21 protein-coding genes and 1 pseudogene are annotated in these 23,700 nt (G+C 59.4%); 10 read left to right on the forward strand and 12 right to left on the reverse strand.

Translation table 11 applies throughout. From position 1 onward, the window contains the following. Positions 1–56: 56 nt before the first annotated feature. Complete coding sequence (locus tag AC1DU9_RS07130; RefSeq protein ID WP_477809951.1) at positions 57–1,109, forward strand: metallophosphoesterase; 1,053 nt, start codon at positions 57–59, stop codon at positions 1,107–1,109. 154 nt (positions 1,110–1,263) lie between these two features. On the opposite strand, the gene AC1DU9_RS07135 is transcribed toward AC1DU9_RS07130, so the two are convergent. After that, complete coding sequence (locus tag AC1DU9_RS07135; protein ID WP_477809952.1) at positions 1,264–2,670, reverse strand: DUF2252 domain-containing protein; 1,407 nt, start codon at positions 2,668–2,670, stop codon at positions 1,264–1,266. 142 nt (positions 2,671–2,812) lie between these two features. On the opposite strand from AC1DU9_RS07135, the gene AC1DU9_RS07140 reads away from it, so the two are divergent. Genes AC1DU9_RS07140 through AC1DU9_RS07150 form a run of 3 tightly spaced genes read left to right on the forward strand, consistent with a single transcriptional unit; the run spans position 2,813 to position 5,228 of the window. Then, positions 2,813–3,733 (forward strand): YeeE/YedE thiosulfate transporter family protein, encoded by a 921-nt coding sequence (locus AC1DU9_RS07140; RefSeq protein WP_477809953.1) that lies wholly within the window; start codon positions 2,813–2,815, stop codon positions 3,731–3,733. Positions 3,734–3,780: 47 nt separating this feature from the next. After that, the gene (locus AC1DU9_RS07145) at positions 3,781–4,032 is read left to right on the forward strand and encodes a helix-turn-helix domain-containing protein (protein ID WP_223458475.1); all 252 of its coding nucleotides are present in this window, start codon (positions 3,781–3,783) and stop codon (positions 4,030–4,032) included. Continuing rightward, positions 4,029–5,228: a type II toxin-antitoxin system HipA family toxin gene (locus AC1DU9_RS07150; RefSeq protein WP_223458477.1), complete on the forward strand. Its 1,200-nt coding sequence runs from the start codon at positions 4,029–4,031 to the stop codon at positions 5,226–5,228. The genes AC1DU9_RS07145 and AC1DU9_RS07150 overlap by 4 nt, the downstream gene beginning before the upstream one ends. A 59-nt stretch (positions 5,229–5,287) precedes the next feature. Here the strand turns inward: AC1DU9_RS07150 and AC1DU9_RS07155 are convergent, their stop codons facing one another. From AC1DU9_RS07155 to AC1DU9_RS07165, 3 genes and pseudogenes are all read right to left on the reverse strand, one after another. Then, positions 5,288–5,536, reverse strand: coding sequence for a hypothetical protein (locus AC1DU9_RS07155; RefSeq protein WP_477809954.1), 249 nt, complete (start codon positions 5,534–5,536; stop codon positions 5,288–5,290). A 1-nt stretch (position 5,537) separates the two neighbouring features. Next, positions 5,538–5,900 (reverse strand): DUF6124 family protein, encoded by a 363-nt coding sequence (locus AC1DU9_RS07160; protein WP_477809955.1) that lies wholly within the window; start codon positions 5,898–5,900, stop codon positions 5,538–5,540. A 321-nt stretch (positions 5,901–6,221) separates the two neighbouring features. Beyond that, positions 6,222–6,356, reverse strand: a pseudogene (locus AC1DU9_RS07165) (hydrolase); the annotation flags it as partial. Positions 6,357–6,585: 229 nt separating this feature from the next. Between AC1DU9_RS07165 and AC1DU9_RS07170 the strand changes: the two are divergent. After that, the gene (locus AC1DU9_RS07170) at positions 6,586–6,849 is read left to right on the forward strand and encodes a hypothetical protein (RefSeq protein WP_223458483.1); all 264 of its coding nucleotides are present in this window, start codon (positions 6,586–6,588) and stop codon (positions 6,847–6,849) included. 191 nt (positions 6,850–7,040) lie between these two features. Here AC1DU9_RS07170 and AC1DU9_RS07175 read toward each other — a convergent pair whose 3' ends face one another. From AC1DU9_RS07175 to AC1DU9_RS07195, 5 genes are all read right to left on the reverse strand, one after another. Beyond that, complete coding sequence (locus AC1DU9_RS07175) at positions 7,041–8,060, reverse strand: zinc-dependent alcohol dehydrogenase (RefSeq protein ID WP_223458485.1); 1,020 nt, start codon at positions 8,058–8,060, stop codon at positions 7,041–7,043. Between the two features lie 16 nt (positions 8,061–8,076). Next, the gene (locus AC1DU9_RS07180; RefSeq protein WP_477809956.1) at positions 8,077–9,195 is read right to left on the reverse strand and encodes a Gfo/Idh/MocA family oxidoreductase; all 1,119 of its coding nucleotides are present in this window, start codon (positions 9,193–9,195) and stop codon (positions 8,077–8,079) included. Further along, complete coding sequence (locus AC1DU9_RS07185) at positions 9,192–10,415, reverse strand: hypothetical protein (protein WP_477809957.1); 1,224 nt, start codon at positions 10,413–10,415, stop codon at positions 9,192–9,194. Before AC1DU9_RS07185 ends, AC1DU9_RS07180 begins: the two co-directional genes overlap by 4 nt. Further along, complete coding sequence (locus AC1DU9_RS07190; RefSeq protein WP_477809958.1) at positions 10,412–11,674, reverse strand: sulfotransferase family protein; 1,263 nt, start codon at positions 11,672–11,674, stop codon at positions 10,412–10,414. Before AC1DU9_RS07190 ends, AC1DU9_RS07185 begins: the two co-directional genes overlap by 4 nt. Before the next feature lie 66 nt (positions 11,675–11,740). After that, positions 11,741–12,511, reverse strand: a complete 771-nt coding sequence (locus AC1DU9_RS07195) for an SDR family NAD(P)-dependent oxidoreductase (RefSeq protein ID WP_223458493.1) — start codon at positions 12,509–12,511, stop codon at positions 11,741–11,743. A gap of 286 nt (positions 12,512–12,797) precedes the next feature. On the opposite strand from AC1DU9_RS07195, the gene cysD reads away from it, so the two are divergent. From cysD to AC1DU9_RS07210, 3 genes are read left to right on the forward strand one after another with little or no spacing between them, the layout of a single operon-like run. Then, the gene (gene cysD, locus AC1DU9_RS07200; RefSeq protein WP_317851111.1) at positions 12,798–13,721 is read left to right on the forward strand and encodes a sulfate adenylyltransferase subunit CysD; all 924 of its coding nucleotides are present in this window, start codon (positions 12,798–12,800) and stop codon (positions 13,719–13,721) included. Continuing rightward, the gene (cysN, locus tag AC1DU9_RS07205) at positions 13,721–15,622 is read left to right on the forward strand and encodes a sulfate adenylyltransferase subunit CysN (protein WP_477809959.1); all 1,902 of its coding nucleotides are present in this window, start codon (positions 13,721–13,723) and stop codon (positions 15,620–15,622) included. Before cysD ends, cysN begins: the two co-directional genes overlap by 1 nt. Beyond that, a complete protein-coding gene (locus tag AC1DU9_RS07210; protein WP_477809960.1) occupies positions 15,619–16,587 on the forward strand; it encodes an acetyltransferase in 969 nt (322 codons plus the stop codon). Before cysN ends, AC1DU9_RS07210 begins: the two co-directional genes overlap by 4 nt. A 32-nt stretch (positions 16,588–16,619) precedes the next feature. On the opposite strand, the gene AC1DU9_RS07215 is transcribed toward AC1DU9_RS07210, so the two are convergent. Further along, positions 16,620–17,360, reverse strand: coding sequence for a TetR/AcrR family transcriptional regulator (locus tag AC1DU9_RS07215; protein WP_477809961.1), 741 nt, complete (start codon positions 17,358–17,360; stop codon positions 16,620–16,622). 239 nt (positions 17,361–17,599) lie between these two features. Here AC1DU9_RS07215 and AC1DU9_RS07220 point away from each other — a divergent pair, with 239 nt between their 5' ends. After that, positions 17,600–18,736 (forward strand): helix-turn-helix transcriptional regulator, encoded by a 1,137-nt coding sequence (locus AC1DU9_RS07220; protein WP_223458501.1) that lies wholly within the window; start codon positions 17,600–17,602, stop codon positions 18,734–18,736. A gap of 601 nt (positions 18,737–19,337) precedes the next feature. On the opposite strand, the gene glyA is transcribed toward AC1DU9_RS07220, so the two are convergent. Beyond that, a complete protein-coding gene (gene glyA, locus AC1DU9_RS07225; RefSeq protein ID WP_477809962.1) occupies positions 19,338–20,576 on the reverse strand; it encodes a serine hydroxymethyltransferase in 1,239 nt (412 codons plus the stop codon). Between the two features lie 103 nt (positions 20,577–20,679). Further along, complete coding sequence (locus AC1DU9_RS07230; RefSeq protein WP_477809963.1) at positions 20,680–21,885, reverse strand: benzoate/H(+) symporter BenE family transporter; 1,206 nt, start codon at positions 21,883–21,885, stop codon at positions 20,680–20,682. A gap of 348 nt (positions 21,886–22,233) precedes the next feature. On the opposite strand from AC1DU9_RS07230, the gene AC1DU9_RS07235 reads away from it, so the two are divergent. Further along, positions 22,234–23,622: an aminotransferase-like domain-containing protein gene (locus tag AC1DU9_RS07235; protein WP_223458508.1), complete on the forward strand. Its 1,389-nt coding sequence runs from the start codon at positions 22,234–22,236 to the stop codon at positions 23,620–23,622. Positions 23,623–23,700 lie beyond the last annotated feature (78 nt).

Raw genomic sequence — 23,700 nt, forward strand, 5'->3', positions numbered from 1 at the left:
AAATCGACTTTGATTTCGCCACCCTGTCTGGCTTTCCAAGCCCAGTGAGTTCCTGATTGAAACGCAAAAATTACACCTCGATTTTTGCAAAACGTTTGGTGCTCCGAAGGATCGCGCTTGGCCCTGGCATTGCCTTCGCTCTTCTACTGGCGGCCGGTGGTTACTGGCTGTTTACGCCACCATCGCCGTACGTTCCGTTGAGTGGTCTGGACCCTGCATCAGTGTCGATGATCGCGGTGGGCGATCAGGGTAGCGGTGACCTGCAACAGTGGCGGGTGGGGCAAGCCATGGAGCGGGTTGCGTCCAAAGAGGGGCGCCTGGACATGGTGGTTTTCCTCGGTGACAACTTCTATGGCAAGCCATTGACCAGCACCCGCGATCTGCGCTGGGAAACTCGATTCGAGCGTGTCTATTGGGGCCATTGGCTCAGCCATGTGCCGTTCTACGCGGTGCTGGGCAACCACGATTACCCGGTGTCGCAAAAATACGAGATCGAGTACGGCCAACAGCACAAGGGATCGGGCCGTTGGCAGATGCCGGCGAATTTCTACGTCAAGGATTTCGGTGACGTCGACGGGCGGCCATTGGTGCGGATGGTGTTCCTCGACACCTCGGCGCCACGTGAGAGTTTGCAGCAGCAAATCGATTTGATCGATCAGGCGTACCAGGCACCCGGACCGGCACCGGTATGGCGAATAGCCGCGTCCCATCACCCGGTGCGCAATCAAGGCAAGCATGACGAGGAGTCGAATCTGCTCACGTGGCTCTTGCCAGTGTTGCAACGCAACCACGTCGATCTGCTTTTGTCGGGTCATGATCACAACCAGCAATTGCTGTTGCGTGCAGGCGAACCCGCTTGGGTGATTTCCGGGGCCGGTGGCAAGAGGCTGTCTGCCTTGCAAACGCCAACACCGGATAGCACTTTTACTGACTCCCGGGCTGGTTTTGCCAAACTCGACCTGAGTGCCACACAACTCAGGCTGGGGTATTACAACGACCGCGGCGATCTGGAATCCGGCTTTCGCTGGGTCAGAGACTGCCAGTGGATGGCCAAAGGCTGTTTGCTACCCGAGCCATCGCAAGGGAGCGTCGCGCAGGTGGCACAGTGATGGGCGCAAACCCGCAGGCAAAAAAAAGCCCGCGGGAGAGCGGGCAAACCGTAGTTTCTTGAATGAGCGAGCGAAATGTACAGGCTGGCGCGGGGTGGTGGGGTGAAGAAAAATTCATCTCGCTCAAAGCCCCGTACCGGAGCTTGCGACACCGCTACGGCAAATGATCCGCGGCAAAGTCGGCCTCCGACCGTGCCCGCAAGCGGCCCTTGCGGCAGGCTTGCTGGAATCGCTCGAAATCACGCTCGTTGTGCTCGGTATAGCCCTGGGCATATTTATAGAGCGCGTCGGCCAGTGCGTCGCTCTTGCCGATGTAGCCGCTGATCATCGCCGCGTGCCCGGAAGACTTGGCATGGGCGCGAGCCAGGGCCCGGCCGCAGAGCCGGCCATAGGCGGCGAATGCGTCGCCATCGAAGGTCTCGAGTTCGGCGGAGATTTTCATATCGCGCAATTGCCGCACATAGAAATGTCGCCCGCTGGGACCGGTGGTCCAGCCGAGGAACAGGTCGCTGGCCGATTGCATCAACCGCTGGCCGTCGACCACCCGCTGCCCCTCATGCCGCACCCGCGACCTGGTCTGCACGTAGCCGGCGAGTACCGAGCGTCGTGCTTCCTTGAATTGCAGGAACAGCGGGAACTGCTGATCGTCGGTCAGCAGCGCCACCAGGCAACGGGTGCCGACACTGCCCACGCCCACCACTTTGAACGCCATGTCCTGAACGTGAAAACGCGATAGCAGATCACGGCGGTCCGCTTGCAGGGTGCCGCGATAGTCGCGCATGAAGGTGTCGTAGAGCGGACGCCAGTCCGAGAGGCGTAACCAGTCGTCATCGGCGTCCAGCAGCGTGGTGTTTTTGTGCAGGTGGAAAATTTCCGGCAGGTCATCGCGAATGATCAGACGACCATGGGCGTCTCGTTCGCTGATTTTTGGCAGCAGTTCGGCATGGGTGCGCCGTTCGGCTTTGGCGATGGCGCGTTCCACATGGTCCAGGGTGCTCTTGTTGGCCTGCGCCAGCAGGTCGTCATAGCTGATGGATTCGTACCAGGTTTCCAGCGAGCTCTGTTCGGCGCACTCCTGCATGGTCTGCTGATAGGCGTGCACCACCTCGTGGCAGATCGTTTCCTCAACGGATTCCCCATGGCGCAAGTCGCGTGCGGCCACCAGGAAGCTCGCGACCAGGCGTTTCAAGTCCCACTCCCACGGCCCGGGATGGGCTTCGTCGAAGTCGTTGACGCTGAACAGCAGGTTGCGCTCAGGCGTTGCGAAACCGCCGAAATTCATCAGGTGGCAATCGCCGCAAATCGGCGACACCAGCCCCATGTTCGAGGTGCCCGCCAAATCGTGGGCCTGCAGCAGCGCATTGCCGCGATAGAAGGTGAAAGGTGACACCAGCATGCGTCCGTAGCGCAACTCCACCAGGGATTTGACGCGTCCTTCACTCGACGCCTTGATCAGCGGTATTGGGTCGCGGTCGACATTGCCCAAGGCTGCTTGCGAACTGCGGGAACACTTCTTGCGCGCATCCTTGCCTTGCTTCAAACGGTCGGTGAGGGTGGTCATGGGGGCCTATTCGACAGGGGTTGTAGGGCGATTGCGAAATGAGTGTAGAAGGGCTTTACGGGTTCATCCGAAGTGTTTGCCCAGCGACTAATCTGTCTGTCAGGCATCGACTCGCTGCCATCACCCGGAAACAAGGAGCCCCGTGTTTTCATTGCCGGTTTCACTGCTGCTGGCGTTCCTCATTGGCTGGGTGTCCCAGCGCATGGGCATGTGCCTGGTCAATGCCATGGGGCTGCTGCTCAAACGTCGGCCGACTCTGTTCGTGTCGCTGGTCAGTTGCGGTTTGTTTGGTCTGTTGCTCGCACCGCTCTACGCCCTGTCTGGCGTCAGTCAGCCGCTGTTCATCCCTGAGGTTGGCTATCTGTCACTGGTCGGTGGCGGGCTGTTGTTCGGCCTCGCCTCGGTGCTCAACGACGGATGCAGCGTCGGCACCCTCACCAAGCTCGCCAGCGGCAACCTCAACAAGGTCTTCACCATCCTCGGCTGGGTGCTGGGCATCGTGCTGTGGCATCACTTGAACATGCTGACCGAACACCGGGCGCTGCAAATGCCGATGATCACCAGCCGTCATTACTGGCTGGTCATTGGCATCGTGCTGCTGATTTTGCTGTTCCTGGTGCGGATTCACGGCGACAGACACCTGGTGCTGTCGAGCCTGCTGCTGGGGGCTTTGACCAGTGCCCTCTACACCTTCGAACCGCTGTGGACGCCCAGCGTGTTTTTCTACGATCTATCGCAACCGTTCCGGGGCTCGGGCGACACATCATTGACTACCCCGCGTGTGACGGTGTTCGCCATGCTGATGCTGGGCATGCTCTGTTACACGTTGCACCGCCGCACGTTCAACTATCAGCGGTTTGCCGCGATGACAGCGGCCAGGCATTTGCTCGCGGGCGTGTTGATGGGGACCGGCGCGTCGATGATGCTCGGTGGGAATGACTCGCAGATTTTGTTGGTGTTTCCGACGCTGACCTGGGTGGGGGCGGTGCCGTTGGTGTCGATTGTGTTGGGGATATTGGTGGGGGTTGGGGTGAGGCGGGTGAGTAAGGCAAATTCGCAATAATGTTCTGCATACGATACATTTAAATATAAATGTCACGGTAACTGAACATGGAATACGCCCTTCTGGTATCTCGACTCGGTAGCCAAATACGTGAAACGCGTATCAGGCGTGGTCTGACACAAGCTCGACTTGCTGAGCTCGCCGGTTTGACGCGGCAGAAAGTCATTGCTGTCGAGAAAGGTACCGATACTGTTGCCATGAACGCTTATGCAAGAATCTTGAGCGCTTTGGACAGCGAGCTCACCGTTACTCCGGCGACCATGCCGACCCTCGAAGAGCTTGGGGAGTTGTTCGAATGAAAATGACCTCCCTCAAAGTCAATACTCCAGAGGGCCATAGCGGCCGAATCCTCACCAGCGGCGATGATTATATTTTCCGCTATCAAGAAGATGCTTTGCCCAACACGGCAATCAGTCTGTCGATGCCCGTGCGGGCTGACGAGTTTCGTCGGCGGGATCTGCACCCTGTATTTCAGATGAATCTTCCCGAAGGCTACATGTTGGAGCAGTTGCGTAATCGCCTGGCGAAAACCGTGAACGTCGATCCAATGTTGTTGCTTGCTCTTTCGGGCAGCAGTTCGCCTATTGGCAGGATTCAGGTGCATTCCGAAACGGTTGATGCCCTGTTGGGTGAGCAGCAGTTCCCAGGGGAAAAACTCGAAGAAATTCTCACGTGGGATGGCGCGGAAGATATCTTCGCCGACCTTCTTGACCGCTATATTTTGCGGGCAGGTATATCGGGGGTTCAGCCGAAGGTATTGGTGCCGGAGCAGCAAGATTTCGAATTGCGACGAGCCACCTCGAAAACCTCTGACTTGATTATCAAGAGTGGCCGGGATGAGTTTCCAGGACTGGCCATCAATGAGTTCCTTTGCATGTCCATTGCCAAGGAGGCGGGCATTCCGGTCCCGCAGTTTTACCTGTCCGACAATGCAAAGCTGTTTGTCATGCGTCGCTTTGATCGGGACGACCAGCTTAACCCGATTGGTTTCGAGGACATGGCAGCACTGATGGGGCTCTCGGCCGATCAGAAATACAGCAAAAGCTATGCAGCCATAGCCAAAGCGATTCGGCTGTTTTGCCCGGCAAACAATCAACGAACCTCGCTTGATCAACTTTTCGATTACGTAGCGCTGAGCTGCATCGTTGGGAACGGCGATGCTCATTTAAAGAACTTTGGCTTGCTCTATTCGGAGCCGACCCAACGAGATGCCCGCCTCGCTCCGGCATACGACATCGTTAATACGACGGCCTACATCCCTGAAGATGTTTTGGCGCTAGACCTTGTGGGTAACAAGTCGTTGTTTGCTTCCCGTCAGGGGTTGTTGGAATTTGCACAGACGTGTGAGGTGGAACATCCTGAGTTGCGTATTCAGCGATTGCTTGCGGCAGTTGAGTTGGTGCTCAAGCGCTACCCTGAGCTTCAGGAGCAGGCGCCTCATGTGGTGAAGGCAATACAGCACGCGGCAGCACCTTTCGCTCTGACGTTTGGGTAGTTTCAATATCAATGAAAATGGGCGACTGCAGGGAAGTCGCCCATTTTGTTTTTTCGGGATCAAACCTGCATTTGCAGCCGTCGTCCAACCACATCCAGCAAATCGCAACCATCGCGCAGGGATGTGACCAGCACCCGCGCCAGTTCGCTGTAAACACCCTCGTCAGCCGCGAAGCTCTCCAGCAATTGCGTCGCGGTTCGAATGCGATAGACGGCTGTTTCGTGCAGCACATCCAGCGGTGCCTCGGTGTCGATCAGCAGCGACGCAATGGTGCAATCGATGCCGGTCATCGGCATGTATCGATCCATTTCATGCCTCCACTTCGTCGAGTGGCGCGATGTTGTCCAGTGCCCGGTTCACCAGCAATTGCGCCAGCACGGCCAACTGCTGGATAGCCAGGGCGATGTTGCGACGCGAACTCTCAAGCTCGCAGGCAAGGTCAGTGCTCATGACGTTGAGCGAGGCCAGGGTTTCGCTGGCGTGGGTGAGCAGGGAGGGTGTGTCGATGTTGGGGCGCAGGGTGAATACGTGGCTGATGGGGTCGAGGTGACTGGGGTTGCGGAGGCGGGCGCTGATAGCGGGTTCGGTGGTTTTGGAGAGGTTGGACAAGTCGATTGGATCTTCAGATGAATCGGCTGGTGATTCCGGGGGATTGGGGCTGTTCTTTTTCAAGATGGCATTCCTCACACTGTTTAGAGAAGCTGCCATCCCCTGCTGTCAAACAGGATTGGGTGGCAGCTATACGCGGGTTGACAGACCGGAAGTGTAAGAACCCGGTGCACCCGAAGGTGCCCCGCGCACAGCCGCCATAATCGTGACTACATGCGCGAATGCATGCTGCCTGATCTGGGAGGTGTGAAGAGTACACTTTTCAGCCTGTCAAAGCCGATCGCCGGTTTACAGCGACCCCTGAAGGCTATCGTCGAGAAGCAGCCCCCGCCAGTTCATGAAAGGCGATGCGTTTTGCGGGAAATGTCCTAGGACGCGGTGAAGTCACAGGTCACTCGATCTCACCGTGTGCTTGAAATGATGCTCCCAAAGCCTGAGCCCCAATCCGCCTGTCCGGTCCAGCGATGACCCCTCCGTCAGATCCGTGATCAATGTCGGCTGCAAACCCGCATCAAACAGCTGGCCGCTTCTCGGGCAGGCCAGCTGCAAAGCTTGGTTGTTACCGATGTCCATATTGCAACCATGCACATAACAGCCTAGCGCGACTGCCTATGTAACCCTATCGTCAGATTTCACCTGCCACAAAGTGCTTTTGTGAGTTGTGAGCGTACGATGTAACTCACGTTTTCGCGGAATTCCTGGGGGGAGCGAACGAAGCGACTGAGCGATATGGCTTTGGAGAAAAATCATGATTCGCAAGCACTACTTGAAAGCCCTGGCGACGCTGCTCATCGCCACTGGCGTGCAGTGGGTGACGCTACCCGCCTACGCGACCGAGCAGGGTCAACAACGGCGTGAAGCTCGCGATACCAGGCAGGAAGGGCGCTCCACTGCCCGGCAAACCAAGGATGATTGTAGAAAGGGCAATGACAAGAGCAATGCAGACTGTCGCCAGGACAAGCGCAGCACCAAGCAAGATACCCGTCGCACAGCCCGGGACATCAAGTACTGATCGTTAACGTGGGTCCTGTTTGCGCTTGCCAGCAGGCCGGTCAAGCGCTTCGGGATTTCGAGCGATGGTGGATGTCGCTGGGTGTCCGCTTCGATCCAAAGCGGACATCATCGAAATGCGCTGAAGTCATGGTGGTCGTCTCCATAAGAACGATGATGCAGCCGTACCATCACTATGTTCTGGCTTGAGACTCATCCGAACGTCACCAACACCTTGGCCGATTCATCTGCACGCGCGGCGGTAGCGAAGGCTTGCTCGAAGTCTTCGAAGGCGTAGCGATGACTGATCAGCGGGGTGGTGTCGATCCGGCCTGCGGCGAGGATCTCCAGCACTTCGCCAAACTCGGTGGGATAGGCCATGGCGGTGGTCACTTCCATCTCCTTGCCCAGCGCCATCGCCAGATCCATGGCGACCGGTGCGTGATGCACCGCCACCACCGTCAGATGCGCCCCGAAACGTGCGCGCGCGATGATTTGGGGAATAACCGGAGCGGCGCCCGACACCTCGATGAATTCGTCGGTATCCACCACGGGCATCCCGTAGAGCGTGCTTGCGCCATGGCGCTGGCCGATTTCAGCCCAGAGATCGCAGTTGTCGGGATTGAAGGTGGCGTTTGCACCGAGCGCGCGCGCACGCTCCAGACGTGAGTCCACTCGATCGACGGCGATGATGTCCGCGACGCCGCGTAGACGGAGCATTGCCACAACGCCGAGCCCGATGGGACCCGCGCCGAAAACGACTACTTTGCTGCCAGCGCCGGCACGCGACCGGTTGACGCCGTGCAGCGCGACGGCGAGCGGTTCGACCAGTGCAGCGGTTTCGAAGTCCAGCGTATCGGGAATGGGGTAGACCGACGACTCGGCCATGACATTGCGCACGAGAATATGCGAGGCGAAGGCCCCTGGGCCTCCGGAACCGATCATGTTCGCAGGCGTCGTCGGGTTGACCACCACGCGCTGGCCCTTATGCAGCGCCGTCACTCGCGCGCCCACCTCCTCGATCACGCCCGAGAACTCATGCCCGAGCGATAAGGGACCATCGCCCCCCATCGGCAGGCCGCCGGCGCGCGCATAACCGAGGTCAGAGCCGCAGATACCGCAGACCACGACCTTGACCACAATATCGTCCGGCCCGGCACTGGGGCGCTGTACCTGCTCGACACGAATATCGTCAGGTCCGTGAACCGTTGCATGAAGCATCAATTTCGTCATAGTGGATTCCTTCATTTCAGATTGTGATCCAGGCGCGCTTGCGCGCCGACAGTCGAATGGCGTCGAGCACCTGTTGGCCTCGCGCAGCGTCGTTGAATGTGGCGGCACGCTCGGGGATTGCGGGTACGCGATTCTCGATCCGCGTGCGCATTTCGGCGAACAGGCGCGCATAGGGCGCAACATCGAAGCCCATGGTGTGCCAGCGGTCCTGCTCGGTCTGGATCAGCTCGGCGACGGGAAAAGCTGTCGGCATTGCGTTGACCAGATCTGCGGGCATCTCGATGCGCCGCACGCCATCGGCGTCGCTCACCCAGACTTCTTCGGGGTCACCAAACGTCGCGCCGCTCTGAATCCACGCGCCGCCTGCGCTGCCCACCACTTTGGTGGCCATCACCAGCGGCCCCGGCGCGGCCAGCGCGGCGATGATTGACCCGGCAACACCGCTGTCCGTTTCGAACTGCACGCTGTAGCAATCGTCGGCTGTCATGGTGGGGCGCCCGGGCGCCAGCGTCTGCAGCATGCCGCTGACACGAGCGATGGGGCCGAACATGTATTCGACCTGATCGATCATGTGCGAGCCGAATGCGCCAAGGAAACCGCCGCCCTGGTCAGCGTCCTCCCACCAGTCGCTGAGCTTGCTTGTCGAGTCCTGCAGGCCCGGTTGATGGTAGATGCGCAGGAAATGGCGCGGCGTGCCGATCAGCCCCGACTGAACGACGCGCCGCAGCAGCGCCTGCGCGCTGTCGAAGCGGAATTCGGCACCGAGCAGGTGATGAACACCGGCCTTTGTCGCGGCTTCGCGCATCTGCGCCGCTTCGGCGGCGTCGCGGGCAAAGGGCTTTTCGCACACGACATGCCGCCCGGCGGCGATCGCGGCCATCACCGGTGCATAGTGTGCGTGCGGGGGCGTTGCCACCGTAACGAGCTGTATCGCTGGATCGGCAAGCGCCTCGGCAAGACTATCGGTTGCCAGCGGGATGCCGAGAGGTGCAGCGCGCGCGATGGTGCGGGCACGGTCTCGGCCGACGATCGCACGCACTTCGAACCCGGCCTCGCGCAGCGCACGAACATGGGTAAAAAGACCGAAGCCGGTGCCGACCACCGCCGCAGCTATGGATCGCGACGGCGTACTCATCGCGCCACCTCGCCACTGATGATCGGCACGATGTCTTCAAGTGCCTCTTCACCACGTTCTTGCAGCACGGCCAGCGCAATACGGCGCAGCGTTACCTGCGGCGGCTCGCCCTGTGTGCCAATCAGGCGCAAACTCATGCCGCCATGGACATGGCCGAAGGACTGGACCCAATTGCCGGCGATGCCGGGCTGGCCTTGCGCAACGATGACGCGCACCGAGCCGTCGTGGCGATAGCTGGCCTTGTACTTCTGCACGCAACCGCCGCCGTCCTCGTAGTTGTCGAGGTTCTCTTGCCAAATCGAACAGAGCTGGAATATCCAGTAATCACAAGCTGAAGGCAGGAAATCGATAACCAGCGCCTCGTCGCCAGCACACTCCCAGGTACCGAAGCCGTGGTGTCGGTCCGGCACGCCGCCATTGGACAGGTACACCGCGCGGTCGAAGCGGATGCGGTTTGGCCGCTGGCTGAGATTGTCCTGCCACCAGCTGCGCACCAGCTCGCAATAGCCAAGTACCATCTGGCCCGCCTTGGCGAGCGCATCGCTTATTTCGGCGGCGGTGACGGGGCGCGGTTGCGGGCCATCGATCCGTTCGATGGTGAAGTGAGGCGGCGCGGTATTCGCGCGATCATGGTAGAGCGTGCGCACCAGGAGACCGACGCAGTCCGGTGAGATCGACAGCCAGTCGCGCCCGTCTGCGGGTTTGTTCTGGCTGACCACGATCTCGAAGTTGCCCTGCGCATCGAACTTCACCTGGCGTGAGGAGATGAAACCGGTGGTCTGCAGCGCAGCGGGATCGAATTCGTCAAGACCGGATACACCTCGCGTTGCCCAGTCCTGAGCGCCGGGATGGCGCGGTTGTGGCGCGCGCCATGAGGCAATGACGAAGTACGGCAGCCCGCCACGATGGCCACGAATGACATAGTCATGACTACCGTCGACGAACTCGGCAAGCAGATGATCCTGATCGGGAGACTGGAAATTGATGGACTGGCGCCAGGGCGCATCGCGCAGGCGCGGCCGTTCTGGCTCGCAGTTCTCCAGGTAGCGTTCGAAACCGTTGCGCATGAGCCGGGTCATGAATCGATACCATTCGGCGCGGTCGAGGATATCGGCCTCGGCGCCGAAAGCATCGACCCTGTGGCCGGCCTGGCGAACGGTTTCGCAGAAGTCGTCCCACGCGCGGCCGGACAACAGGCGTTCCGTAGCTTGATCGGTCATGGCCGCTCTCCTTCGATGCGCTCTGGCCTGACCGAGAAGCGCTCATAGTAAAAGCCGAATCGTTCGCGCAAAGCGGCAATATCAACCCCGAAATCGCCTTTCAGGTCATAGACGACGCGACCATGCTTGCCCCGTGGATTGGCGTTCAGATAGGCCTGGATCCGCGTCTTGGCATCGGCGGTCAGTGGCAGGCCGGCCATGGCATAGATGCGTTCGATCACCGTCTGTTGGTCGGCCATGTAGTCGTCGAAGAGCACATCGAGCGATTGGCCGGCGGGAACACTGTCCCGGTCCCGAACGCAGGCGCGCAGCAGATGTTCCACTCGATCTGTCCAATAGCGCGCCAACGCCTTTACGTCGACGGTATGGCGGCGGATGCGGTCGCCATAGGCGATCATGGTGATGGCGGACTGGAGCACGGCAACGGGGTCGCGGTGGGTGATGACGAGCGTGGCGTCGGGATAGGTCGTCATCAGCGGCCGCAGGTTCTCCATGTGCGGCGGCGATTTCATCACCCATCGGTTCGGGCCCTGGAGCCAGGTGAGCGCCTGCAGGACTCGGCGACCATAACGGTAGTGCGGCGTCTGATCGTGGCTGTAGTAGTAATCGCGCCAGCGACACGGGCGAGACTGCCATTCCGGCAGATAGGACGAGAAGTCCAGGCCTTGCAGTTCGATGTCTTCATGCACGTGGGTGGGGGACATTTCGTGCATCGCCGGCATGAACGGCAATATGGCTTCGAATTCGCCCCAGGCCTGGCGGGTGCGAACGATACGCGGATCTTCCCCGTCTGATGTTTGGTCTTGCGGCGCAGGAATCGGCTCCATCGCTTCCCATAGCGGCATCGAACGCAGTCGCGGATCGGCTGCCAGGATGTTGACCAGGTGAGTCGTGCCTGAGCGGGGAAGCCCGGCGACGATGATCGGCCGATCAATCGCGACGTCGTTGATTTCCGGGTGTCGCTTCACCAGATCTTCGAAGCGCAGGCGCGAAGATGCGTAGCGCACGGCATCGCCGAACATCCCCGCGCGCCCCAGGGGGCTGAGCTCCGTATCCTCGTCAAAACTCTTCAGCCAGATTCGCAGCCGTTCGCGGAAGTCCTCCGAACCGAAGTCGGAAAGCCCCGTGCGCTGGCATGCGGCTGCCAGGACGGCCTCCTCGCGCATTTCCACGGGGGGGACGCCCGCGATCGCTCGACGCTGTCGCTCGGTCAGCTCGGGGGCGCCCAGGTCTGTGATACGGATGATGTCAGGTTTCATGCGCTGCTCCATAAGTGTGAGGAGAGGTGTTGGCGACAGGCAGTACTGGAAGGGCCGACGCCGGACTCAGCCGGCGACAGTGAAGCCGCCATCGACAGGCAGTGTCTGTCCCGTGATCCAGCCGGCGGCCGCGCTCGTCAGGAAAAGGACTGGACCGGCGATGTCCTGCGGCACCCCAAGCCGTGCTGCCGGCGTACGCGCAAGCGTGGGCGCGGACCACTGCGGATTGGCGACAGTCGTCGCCGTCATGCGGCTTGCGGTAAGCCCCGCCGCGACTGCGTTGACGCGAATGCGCCCGCCCCAATGGACCGCCAGTGCCCGGGTCAGCCCGACGACGCCAGTCTTTGCCGCGCCATAGCCGGGCACCACATCGATCCCGAAGAACGAGCTCATTGATGCAATGCCGATGATCGAAGGTCCGCCTGGCAGCGTGCTTTTCAGGAGTTTGTCTGCGCAGCCATGCGCCATGCGATAGCCACCGACCAGGTGCATGCGCACCGCGCGTTCGAAAACGTCCGGTTCGTACTCGTCCAGGCCACAGCTTGGCAGTGCAAAGCCGGCGTTGTTGACGAGGATGTCCAGGCGCGGCAGCGCTGCCGCGACGGCAGAGATGTTGTCTGCGTTCTCGATGTCGAGCTGCAAGTAGCGGTAGCCGTCGAGGTCAATGTCGTAATCGGCGGCGCAGGGCCGGGTGCCGGTGATCGTCACTTGCGCACCTGCTGCTCGGTACGCTGCGGCGATGCCGGCCCCGATGCCGCTGGTGCCACCGGTCACCAGGACATGGCAATTGTCGTAGTCAAACTGAAGGTTCGGCCAGTCGGCCTGTTGAGTGTTCATGGGGCGTTGCCTCCAATAGGTACACCTGATTGCTGCGGCGCAATGGGCCAGTCGATCAGGAGCTACCGCTATCGCCCCAGCCAACTGGCGGTTCAAGATAAGGCGATAGTATTAAAAGCATTCGAACTGCGAATAGTCTAAACGGACGATGATCCATGCAATTGCGAGATCTACCTTTAAAGCCAGTTTAAGTAACAAGGCTTAAAAAAGAGGTGGGCGATAAACGTCCACACGCAATCGCACCTCGAGTGACTGGGCCGGGCATCGGATTCTCGGTGGCATCACGATCCAGTGCAGAGGAAGGAGGAAACACATGCTGACGCACTTGCAGCGTCTTGAGGCCGAGAGCATTCACATCATGCGAGAAGTGGTCGCTGAGTGTGAGAATCCGGTAATGCTCTACTCCGTCGGTAAGGACAGTGCAGTGATGCTGCACCTGGCCCTGAAGGCGTTCCATCCAGGAAAACTGCCGTTCCCATTGCTCCACGTCGACACGACCTGGAAGTTCCGCGAGATGATTCAGTTCCGCGACGCCATGGCGAAAAAGCACGACTTCGACCTGCTCGTCCATATCAATCCCGAGGGGCTGGAAAAGGGCATCAGCCCCTTTTCCCATGGTTCGGCCATACACACCGACATCTGGAAAACCGAGGGATTGAAGCAAGCGCTGGACAAGCACGGCTTCGATGCGGCCTTTGGCGGCGCACGGCGGGACGAAGAGAAGTCGCGGGCCAAGGAGCGGATATTCTCGATCCGCTCCGAGCAGCACCGCTGGGACCCCAAGCTACAACGTCCCGAACTGTGGCGGATGTATAACGCCCGCAAGCACAAGGGCGAAAGCATCCGGGTGTTTCCCCTGTCCAACTGGACCGAGCTCGACATCTGGCAATACATCTATCTGAACGACATTCCGATCGTGCCGCTCTACCTGGCGAAAGAGCGACCGGTGGTGGAGCGCGACGGCACGCTCATCATGGTCGATGACGAGCGCATGCCACTGAACGACGGCGAGGTTCCCGAGATCAGGAAAGTGCGTTTCCGCACGCTGGGTTGCTACCCGCTGACCGGCGCAATCGAGAGCGAGGCCGACTCCTTGACGGCCATAATTCAGGAAATGCTTCTGGCCAGGACGTCCGAGCGCCAGGGTCGCCTGATTGATCACGACTCCGCGGGCTCGATGGAGAAAAAGAAACAGGAGGGGTATTTCTAATGGCACACGTATCCGATTTGATTGCCGAAGACATCGAGCAATATTTGAAATCCCACGAGAACAAGAGCCTGCTGCGTTTCATCACCTGCGGCAGCGTCGACGATGGAAAAAGCACGCTCATCGGGCGCCTGCTCTACGAATCGAAGATGCTCTTCGAAGACCAGTTGAGCCAGCTGGAAGCGGATTCAAAGAGGGTGGGAACGCAAGGTGGCGACCTGGATTTCGCACTACTGGTCGACGGACTTTCCGCCGAGCGTGAACAAGGCATCACCATCGATGTTGCCTATCGCTTCTTCTCAACCGACAAGCGCAAGTTCATCGTGGCCGATACACCGGGCCACGAGCAATATACGCGCAACATGGTCACCGGAGCCTCGACAGCAGATGTCGCCATCATTCTGATCGACGGGCGCAAAGGGGTGCTGACCCAGACGCGGCGACACAGCTATCTGGTGTCGCTGATCGGCATTCGCCATGTCGTGCTGGCGATCAACAAACTGGATATGGTGGGTTACTCGAAAGATGTCTACGACAAGATAGACGCGGACTATCGCGCTTTCGCCAGCCAGATTGGCCTGCAGAATATCGTCACCATCCCGATGTCAGCCCTGAAGGGCGACAATATCACCGAGCCGAGCGCGAACACCCCCTGGTACCAGGGGCCGACACTGATGGGGTACCTTGAGACGGTGCAGGTCGAGGATGCTGCGGATCAGTCCGGGCCGTTTCGCATGCCGGTGCAGTGGGTCAACCGACCGAACCTCGACTTTCGCGGCTATGCCGGGATCGTTGTCGGCGGCAGCGTCAAGCGCGGCAATCGCCTCCGTGTCCTGCCGTCGGGGAAGGAAAGCCGGGTCGCGCGAATCGTGACGCGCGAGGGTGACCTGGAGGAAGCCGTCTCTGGCCAGTCGATCACGATTACGCTCGAGGACGAGATCGATATCAGCCGGGGCGATATTCTCGCGACGATCGATGCACCGGCCAGGGTGGCAGACCAGTTCGAGGCAACGATCGTCTGGATGAGCGATGAACCGATGCTGCCGGGCCGCCCTTATCTGTTGAAGATCGGCACCAAGACCGTGACGGCCACCAGCGCGACACCGAAATACAAGGTCAACGTCAATACGCTCGAGCATCTCGCCGCCAAGACACTGGACCTGAATGAAATCGGCGTCTGTAACCTGAGCTTTGACCAGCCAATCGCATTTGATCCCTACAAGGAAAATCGCGATACCGGCGGTTTCATCATGATTGACCGTCTGACCAACAATACGGTCGGCGCCGGACTCCTGCACTTTGCCTTGCGTCGCTCGCAGAACATCCACTGGCAGGCGATTGACGTTAACAAGCAGGCGCACGCCACCCTCAAGGGGCAGAAGCCTTGCGTACTCTGGTTCACAGGGCTGTCGGGTGCCGGCAAGTCCACGATCGCGAACCTCGTCGAGAAGAAACTGCATGCATTGGGCAAACATACCTATCTGCTTGATGGTGACAACGTGCGCCACGGTCTCAACAAGGATCTCGGTTTCTCCGAAGCCGACCGGGTCGAGAACATCAGGCGCGTAGGCGAAGTCGCCAAGCTGATGGTCGATGCGGGGCAAATCGTTCTGGTGTCCTTCATCTCTCCATTCCGTTCTGAACGCAGAATGTCGCGCGAGCTGGTGGAGCAGGGCGAGTTCTTCGAGGTGTTTGTCGACACGCCGATCAGCGTGGCTGAACAGAGGGATCCCAAAGGCCTCTACAAGAAGGCTCGCCGTGGCGAACTGACGAATTTCACCGGTATTGATTCCCCCTACGAGCCGCCGGAAAACCCGGAAATTCGCATCGACACCACCGCTTGCTCTCCCGAGGAAGCAGCCGAACTGATCGTCAGCCATCTTGTCGCTCGTGAGGCCCTATGAATCTCTACGTTGCATTCAATGGGGATGCCGATGGGTTGTGTGCGTTGCAACAACTGCGGCTTGCCGCGCCTGGCGAGTTCGCCAACGCGAGGCTGCTGACTGGTGTCAAACGCGACATTCAGTTACTGCGGCGTATCGAAGCGTGCGAGGGGGATGCCATCACCGCACTCGACATCTCCCTCGATCAGAATCGTACCGATCTGCTTCGCCTGCTTGAGGCGGGCGCTTCGGTGCGTTACTTCGATCATCATCACGCGGGGGAGATGCCTCGGCATGGGCGCTTCGAGCCCTATATCGACGAGGCTGCCGATGTCTGTACCAGCATCCTGGTCGACCGCTATCTTGGCGGTCGCCATCGTGCATGGGCGATTGCCGCGGCATACGGCGACAGCCTGCCTGAGGTGGGCTGCGCCATGGCCAAGGCGCAAGGCATAGATGCTGGAGCGGTCAGGACCCTGGAGCGGCTCGGCCTCTATCTCAACTACAACGCTTATGGCGAGACCGTTGCCGATCTGCATTTCGATCCGGCCGAGCTGTCGACCCTGATGCAGCCGTTCGCCGATCCGCTGGAGTTCGTCACAGGCTCGGATGCCTACGCACGGCTGGCGGCAGGCTATGAGGAGGACATGGATCTGGCTCGCCGGCTTACGCCGACACGCCAGATACCCGGCGCGATGCTGCTGATGTTGCCTGACGCGCCATGGGCACGGCGGGCCATCGGAACCCTGGCCAACGAGCTCATGCAGGCACAGCCAGATCGCGCGCTCGGTATCCTGTCGCCTAAAAGGCAAGGTGGATTCACGGTAAGCGTGCGCACTCCCGGACATAGTCCGGTGGCTGCGGCTGACTTCTGCCGCACCTTTGACAGCGGCGGTGGCAGGAAACTGGCGGGAGGTATCAATCATCTGCCCGAATCGGAAGTCGACCGCTTTACGCGCGAGTTCGAAAGGAGCCTCTCCAGGTAGCAGCCATTACCTATGCAATGTTTACAGCTGCCTCATGAGGGCAAGCTGTAAACGTGGGTTGGAACCTGTTCGGGTACGTCAAGGCGGGAAAGAAGGGAGGCAGTTTCGGGCGACATGGGGCTCGCCAGCAGTGCCACCAGGCAGTCTTCGATGTTCTTGATGAACAACTCGGTGTCCATCACCAAGGTCTTCTTATCGCTCGCATCAAGCATGCGAGAGTGATCGGCGAGTCCATGGAGGAGCAATACTGCCGCCAAGTGCAGGCGCTGCTGGGCCACGGACTCGGGCAGGTCCTGGAGGACCCCGAGCAGCGCCCGCCTCAACCGATCCACCTGACCCAGATTGAGCGTGGAAGCGCGCAGGTTCTGTACGGAGAGCGTATGCACCACCACCAGTTGGGCATCCAGACGGATAAAGTCCTTCCCACCGTTGGGATCGAACATCTTGTCGGCCACCGGATACATCAGCGCGCGGACCACGTCTCTCACCGAAGGATTACCTCGCCGCTCAAGTTCATCGAGCAACCCGTTGCGCCGAGCGGCAATACCAGGTTCATGCTTGTCGAGGATGGCCTGCAGCAAGCCATCCTTGCTGCCGAAGTGGTAATTCGTGGCGTTCTTGTTCCGTTGCCCGGCGGCTTTGTTGATGTCGCTTAACGACACCCCTTCGATACCGCGCTCGGCGAACAGGCGTTCGGCAATTGACACGAGCTTTGCTCGCGTGACGACGCTTTTAAGCGTCAAGCGTTCTATTTTCCTGACTTGCTGGGTCATCACACCAATCTTTTGAGTCGACCAATGGTACGAAACGAGTCGCAGTTTAACATCGGCCATAGGGTGGATCGTACAAGTAAACTCACCGGCCGGCCGGCGCGCTTCGCAGGACGCAAAGTTACACGATCTGGCAGGTAGGCCCACCTCCTTTCAGACTATAGATCCGGGTGTTGCGCTCAATCGACGGCGGCACCTATTCTCGACCATCTCCAACACTAATAAATATAAAAGGATTGTCCATGCAGAGCCTCAGCCTCGAGACGTTCAGCGAGTTCGTCGGCAACCTCTATCAAGGACCGCTGGAGAACATCCCCTGGACGACCTTCCTCAACCGGCTCAATGTGTATCTGCAAAGCAAGTTCGTCACCTTCATCCTGCGCCCACCGAGTCAACACGACACTGGCCTGATGATCCACACCACGGGTTCCTCAGCCGAAACCACGGCCTCCTATAACCAGCACTTTTTCACCCTCGACCCTTTTGTCGACCTGCCCAACCGCCAAGTCGTCACCCTGGCCGAATTCGTCTCCGACGATGATTGGCAAAACTCCGAGTTCTGCAAGAATTTCCTCGAACCACAGGACGTGTTCCATGTCCTCGGCGCCGACATCAACACTGCCGACGGCGCTCAGTGCCGCATCCGCATCAGCCGYGGTCGAGACGACAGGGCCTTCAACAATGATGAAAAGGCCCTGTTGGCACAGTTCATTCCGCACCTGGAACGCTCGATCGAGATCCATATGCGCTTGAACCGCATCGAAACCGAGCGCAACCTCTATGCCGGCGCGGTAGATCAGATGGCGGTTGGCACGATCATTCTCGACGAAGCCGGCAAAGTGCTGCGGACCAACCAGGTGGCCGACCGCCTGATCCAGGAAAAAGACGGTATCAAGCTGGTCAACGATGGCCTGCAGATCGGCACCGCGCGGGACACCCAGGAGTTCCGCCGCCTGGTGAAACAGTCGCTGCTCTCGCAAAAAAGCAGCAACCCCTCGGTGGTCGAAGCCCTGCGCGTGCAACGGCCTTCGGGCCGCGCGGACCTGGGCATCATCGTGCGCTCGGTACCGTTGTCAGACTGGAGCGAAGGCAAACAGTGCCCAGCGGTGGTGATCTTCATCAGCGACCCGGAACAGCAATCCTGTGCACCGCAAGAGATTGTCCGCGCCCTGTTCGACTTTACCCCGGCCGAAACCCAGCTGGCCATGCTGCTGGCCAACGGCCTGACCCTGGATGAAGCCTCCGAAGAACTGGGCATTAGCCGCAACACCTCACGGGCACACCTGCGCTCGACTTTCTCCAAGACCGGGGTGACCCGCCAGACCATGCTGGTGCGGTTGATCCTGCGCAGCGTAGCGACCCTCGGTTACTGCAAGTAGTCGCCACGTTGGATGCATCGGTGTCGGGGCCTGGCGAAAACGGTTGATTAACCATGAGCAACGCCGGCACCTCATCCTCGGCCGCCGCCAGTACGCGGTCTGGAGCGGCTCACCATCGATGAGGATTTAATCCTTGTCTTTTGGTTTGACAACCTTGAGTTGGCTGTCTGAGAGGCGGGTGGATTTCAGGCACAAAAAAAAGACGTCGGTGGACGTCTTTAGATGATGAAGTGTGGCCTTGGTAATCTGAATTTGTACGATAAAATATTGATTTTAAACAATATTATCGGTTGTAACTTTATTGTTGAATACCATTTGGAATACCGTTTTTCGAAGGATCACCCAAGCAGTAGTGTATAGATTGGTTTGGTTGCGGGAACTGTCCCGCAGGTGTGAACTGCCTGAACGAGCAAGGGACGGCCTATCTGGATTTCCATCATTCCATGAGCGTACTGGTTGCTCGGATTCGTCAGCTGATCAGCAGCAAGAGGTACAAGCGCAAGGCGGATGACCGTCGTTACGAAGCCAGTCGCCAGCAAGCCACGCTCAGTCAGTACGTCAGCCAGGTGCTTGATCGTTATCCGGTATGTTCCTCCAGCAATCAACTCAGCAGATACACCGGAAAACATTCACACAAGTGCATCACCCGACGCCGGGTGTTATCCAGCAGCGCCGCGTTATTCGGTTGTTCCAGCAGGTCGGCGATCAGGTTCGCCACTTCAGCGCACTCCGCTTCGCCAAAGCCACGGGTCGTCAGTGCTGGCGTGCCAATGCGGATGCCGCTGGTGATCGCCGGTTTCTGCGGGTCCTCGGGAATCGCGTTTTTGTTTAGTGTGATGTGGGCGCTTTCCAGCAGTGCCTCGGCGTCTTTGCCGGTGATGTTCATCGAGCGCAGATCGAGCAGGAACATGTGGCAGTCGGTGCCGCCCGACACCACCCGCAGGCCGCGCCGGGTGAGGACGTTCGCCATGGTCCTGGCATTGTTGATCACCCGTTGCTGATAGTGCTTGAACTCATCCCCGAGGGCTTCGTTGAATGCCACGGCTTTGGCCGCGATGACGTGCATCAGCGGCCCACCCTGGTAAACCGGGAAAATCGTCTTGTCGAGCAGCGCGGCGTACTCGCGCTTGGCCAGGATCAAGCCGCCCCGTGGGCCGCGCAAGGTTTTGTGGGTGGTGGAGGTGACGAAGTCGGCAATGCCGACCGGCGAGGGGTAGAGGCCGGCCGCAATCAGCCCGGCGTAGTGCGCCATATCGACCATCAGGTAAGCCCCGATCTCATCGCAGATGTTGCGAAAACGCTGGAAGTCGATGGTTCTGGAGTATGCCGAGGCGCCGGCAATGATCATTTTCGGCCGGTGTTCCCGGGCCAGGGCTTCCATCTCGGCATAGTCGAGGGTTTCGCTGTATGGCTCCAGGCCGTAGGAGAACGCGGTGTAGAGCTTGCCGGAGAAGTTCACCGAGGCGCCATGGGTCAGGTGCCCGCCATGGGCCAGGGACATGCCCAGTATGGTATCGCCGGGGTTGAGCACCGCGAGAAATACCGCCTGATTGGCTTGCGAGCCGGAGTGCGGCTGGACGTTGGCATAGTCGCAACCAAACAGTTTGCAGGCGCGTTCGATGGCGAGGGTTTCAATTTCGTCGACCACCTTGCAACCGCCGTAATACCGCTTGCCCGGGTAACCTTCGGCGTACTTGTTGGTCAGCACCGAACCCTGGGCTTCCAGCACTTCTTCGCTGACGTAGTTTTCCGAAGCGATCAGCTCCAGATGAGTTTCCTGGCGGTTGCGTTCACGGCCGATCAGGCGGGCGATGACGGGGTCGAAATTCTGCAGGCTCATGGAATCATTCCTTGGATAAGTGCTTCGGCCACGGAGGCTGGCGCGAGATGCGGTGATGCGTGTAACAGTCCGCCGCCGACCACAATGGAGTCGTAACGAGCGATCATGGTCGGCTGCCCTCGGTGACGGAGGTGGCTTTGCGTTCCCGGGTATAGGTCAGTACGAAATGCGCTACAAGCCCGAAGATCAGCCCCCAGAATGCAGCGGCCAGCCCGAGGAAACTCATGCCCGATGCCGTGACCAGGAAGGTGATCAGCGCCGCTTCACGTTGTTTCTCGTCAGCCATGGCGCCGGTCAGCCCGGCGCTGATCGCCCCGAACAGGGCCAGGCCGGCGAGGGAGGCAATCAACTCTTTGGGCAAGGCGGAAAACACCGAGGCCAGGGTCGCGCCGAAGGTACCCATCAGGATGTAGAACACCCCGCAGGCGATCCCGGCGATATAGCGCTTGTCGCGATCTTCATGGGCTTCGCGACCGGTGCAGATGGCGGCGGTAATGGCCGCGAGGTTGAAACCGTGGGAGCCGAAGGGCGCCATCAGGATCGAACCGATTGCCGTGACCGAAATGATCGAGCGCGCCGGGGTGTTGTAGCCCGAGGTACGCAACACTGCCATGCCCGGCACGTATTGCCCGGTCAGGGTCACCAGGGCCAGCGGCAGGCCGATATTGATGATCGCGTGCCAGCTCCACTCCGGGGCGATGAAGATCGGGTGGGCGACGTCGATGGTGATCGATCCGCTGTTGAGTTCGCCGAACGAAGCGGCCACGGCGCAACCGACAATCAATACCGACAGAATCGCGTAGCGCGGTGAAAAGCGCTTGAAGATCAGGTACGCCGCGATCATCGACAGCACCAGGACCGGCTGCAGCTTGATCGAGGTGAAGAGTTCGGCGCCGAAACGAAACAGGATGCCGGCGAGCATGGCAGCGGCGATGGCTTTGGGCAGGCGACTCATCAATTTGTCGAACGCGCCGGACAAACCGACCACCGCGATAATCACCGACGCCACCACATACGCGCCGATGGCCTGGGGCAGGGAGACCGTGGGCAGCATCGACACCAGCAGCGCCGCGCCCGGCGTGGACCAGGCCGTAATCACCGGAACCCGCAAGCACCAGCTCAGCAACAGGCCGGTAATGCCGCTGCCGATGGAAATGGCCCAGATCCAGGAAGACACCTCGTCGTTGGGCAGGTGCGCTTCCCGGGCCGCCTGAAACACGATGATCAGCGGGCCGGCATAGGAAATGATCACCGCGATGAAGCCTGCGATGACCGCTGACAGGGATAGATCCTTTCTGAGTGTGTCCATGATGTCTCGACTGGGCGCGGCAGGCACGCGGTGATTCGGATTGAGATTGAGTCGATTGCTTCGATTCGTGATGAGTGTATTTGAATGAATTGAGTTGATTCAATAGGTCGAGAGGTTGTTGCGAGATGTTTTTTTGCTATTACTGCTTATTTTTCGCCGGTTTTTTAGGTAACTTATTGATTTCAAAATAAATAATATTGTTTAAAAATATCGTCCAGTAAAGATGCTTACCGATTCAATCACCGCTTCAATCGAATCAATTCATCGATTGAGTTGATTTATTAGTTGCCTAACCTCCATGTGATATGCTCGGATATTCATCATTTCTACGATGGGTAGTGATCATTCATGTGGGTTCCTCAGCTAAGCGAGTTCAGCCAGCCGATGTATTTGTCGATTGCCGACGCGTTGGCGCGCGATATCAGCAACGGCGTGTTGAACGAAGGTGATCGCCTGCCGACCCTGCGGGAGCTGGCGACCACGTTGAATGTCACACCGGGCACTATCAGCCGGGCCTATAGCGAAGCCCATCGGCGGCGTCTGGTGCAGGGAGAGGTAGGGCGGGGCACTTATGTGCTCAACCAGAAACAGCTTGAACTGCCGGCCAGCAACAGTGCCGCCCCGCTGAATCTGGGGCAGTCCGAATTATTGGATCTTTCGATCATCAAGCCTTACAGCGAAACCCTGGAATACTGGTTGCGCGGGGCGCTGGTAGGCATGGCCAAGAGCACCGATTTCGCTCGCGCCCTGGATTACGCGCCGGACGGCGGCCATCCGGCGCACCGCGAGGCAGGGGCGCAGTGGTTGCGTCATTCGTTGCCCGATGCCCAATGGCAGCAGGTGGTGATCACCGCGGGTGCGCAGCATGGCTTGATGGTGGCGATGAGTGCGCTGACCAACGCTGGCGACCTCGTGCTGTGTGAAGAGCTTTGCTACCCCGGCATCATTTCCCTGGCCCACGGTCTTGAGCGACGCCTGCGGGGCGTAGCCATGGACGATGAAGGGATCATTCCCGAGGCGCTGCGCGAGCTGTGCCTGCGGGAGAAACCAGCAATGCTGGTTTGCGTGGCAACCTGCCAGAATCCGACGGCTGCGATCATGTCGCAAAAACGCCGGGCGCAAATCGCCGCATTGGCCGAGGAGTTCGACTTCATCATTCTGGACGACGACATCTATGGCTTTCTCGCCACCGACCCGTCGATCAAACCGCTGTCGGCCTTCGCCCCGGATCGCTCGGTGTACCTGACCAGTCTGTCGAAAGCGGTCATGCCGGCGTTGCGAATCGGCTATCTCTACAGTCCGCCAAAACTATTGTCGCGCCTGACCTCGATGGTGCGCAGCAGTGTCTGGATGCCGTCGCCGTTGACGGCGCAACTGGCCAGCAATGTGATCACTGAGGGGCTGGATAAAAAGCTGATCCGCATTCAGCGCAACGAAGCCGCCGGGCGGCAGGCGATTGCCCGGGAAATCTTTGCCAATTTCGAGCTCAAGACCCAACCGTATTCCTACCACATCTGGCTGACCCTGCCCGAGCCCTGGACCAGCGACGAATTCACCATGCTGGCCCGTGCCAATGGCGTGCTGGTGCTCAGTGGCACCCAGTTCCAGGCCGAACGCTCCGGGATTACCCGCTGCGTGCGGCTGGTACTGATGTCGCCCACCAGCCAGGACGAATTGCGCTTCGCCCTGACCAAGCTGACCAGCCTGATCGATTCTGACCCGCGACGTTACTACTGAGTCGCCGCGGGCTGCGATCCTTCTCGCTCCCAACATCTATGGTTACCCCCTTTTCTGCAATACTGTTTTTGATGCGTG

Source organism: Pseudomonas sp. P4_C1, from assembly GCF_056402155.1.

What these genes read in the sequence shown, in the direction of transcription:
- glyA (WP_477809962.1), bottom strand. Translation starts at nt 20,576, where the DNA reads ATGAGCCTGCAGAATTTCGACCCCGTCATCGCCCGCCTGATCGGCCGT.
- AC1DU9_RS07235 (WP_223458508.1), top strand. Translation starts at nt 22,234, where the DNA reads ATGTGGGTTCCTCAGCTAAGCGAGTTCAGCCAGCCGATGTATTTGTCG.
- AC1DU9_RS07180 (WP_477809956.1), bottom strand. Translation starts at nt 9,195, where the DNA reads ATGAGTACGCCGTCGCGATCCATAGCTGCGGCGGTGGTCGGCACCGGC.
- cysN (WP_477809959.1), top strand. Translation starts at nt 13,721, where the DNA reads ATGGCACACGTATCCGATTTGATTGCCGAAGACATCGAGCAATATTTG.
- AC1DU9_RS07155 (WP_477809954.1), bottom strand. Translation starts at nt 5,536, where the DNA reads ATGGATCGATACATGCCGATGACCGGCATCGATTGCACCATTGCGTCG.
- AC1DU9_RS07230 (WP_477809963.1), bottom strand. Translation starts at nt 21,885, where the DNA reads ATGGACACACTCAGAAAGGATCTATCCCTGTCAGCGGTCATCGCAGGC.
- AC1DU9_RS07190 (WP_477809958.1), bottom strand. Translation starts at nt 11,674, where the DNA reads ATGAAACCTGACATCATCCGTATCACAGACCTGGGCGCCCCCGAGCTG.
- AC1DU9_RS07215 (WP_477809961.1), bottom strand. Translation starts at nt 17,360, where the DNA reads ATGACCCAGCAAGTCAGGAAAATAGAACGCTTGACGCTTAAAAGCGTC.
- AC1DU9_RS07185 (WP_477809957.1), bottom strand. Translation starts at nt 10,415, where the DNA reads ATGACCGATCAAGCTACGGAACGCCTGTTGTCCGGCCGCGCGTGGGAC.
- AC1DU9_RS07170 (WP_223458483.1), top strand. Translation starts at nt 6,586, where the DNA reads ATGATTCGCAAGCACTACTTGAAAGCCCTGGCGACGCTGCTCATCGCC.
- AC1DU9_RS07195 (WP_223458493.1), bottom strand. Translation starts at nt 12,511, where the DNA reads ATGAACACTCAACAGGCCGACTGGCCGAACCTTCAGTTTGACTACGAC.
- AC1DU9_RS07135 (WP_477809952.1), bottom strand. Translation starts at nt 2,670, where the DNA reads ATGACCACCCTCACCGACCGTTTGAAGCAAGGCAAGGATGCGCGCAAG.
- AC1DU9_RS07145 (WP_223458475.1), top strand. Translation starts at nt 3,781, where the DNA reads ATGGAATACGCCCTTCTGGTATCTCGACTCGGTAGCCAAATACGTGAA.
- AC1DU9_RS07175 (WP_223458485.1), bottom strand. Translation starts at nt 8,060, where the DNA reads ATGACGAAATTGATGCTTCATGCAACGGTTCACGGACCTGACGATATT.
- AC1DU9_RS07210 (WP_477809960.1), top strand. Translation starts at nt 15,619, where the DNA reads ATGAATCTCTACGTTGCATTCAATGGGGATGCCGATGGGTTGTGTGCG.
- AC1DU9_RS07150 (WP_223458477.1), top strand. Translation starts at nt 4,029, where the DNA reads ATGAAAATGACCTCCCTCAAAGTCAATACTCCAGAGGGCCATAGCGGC.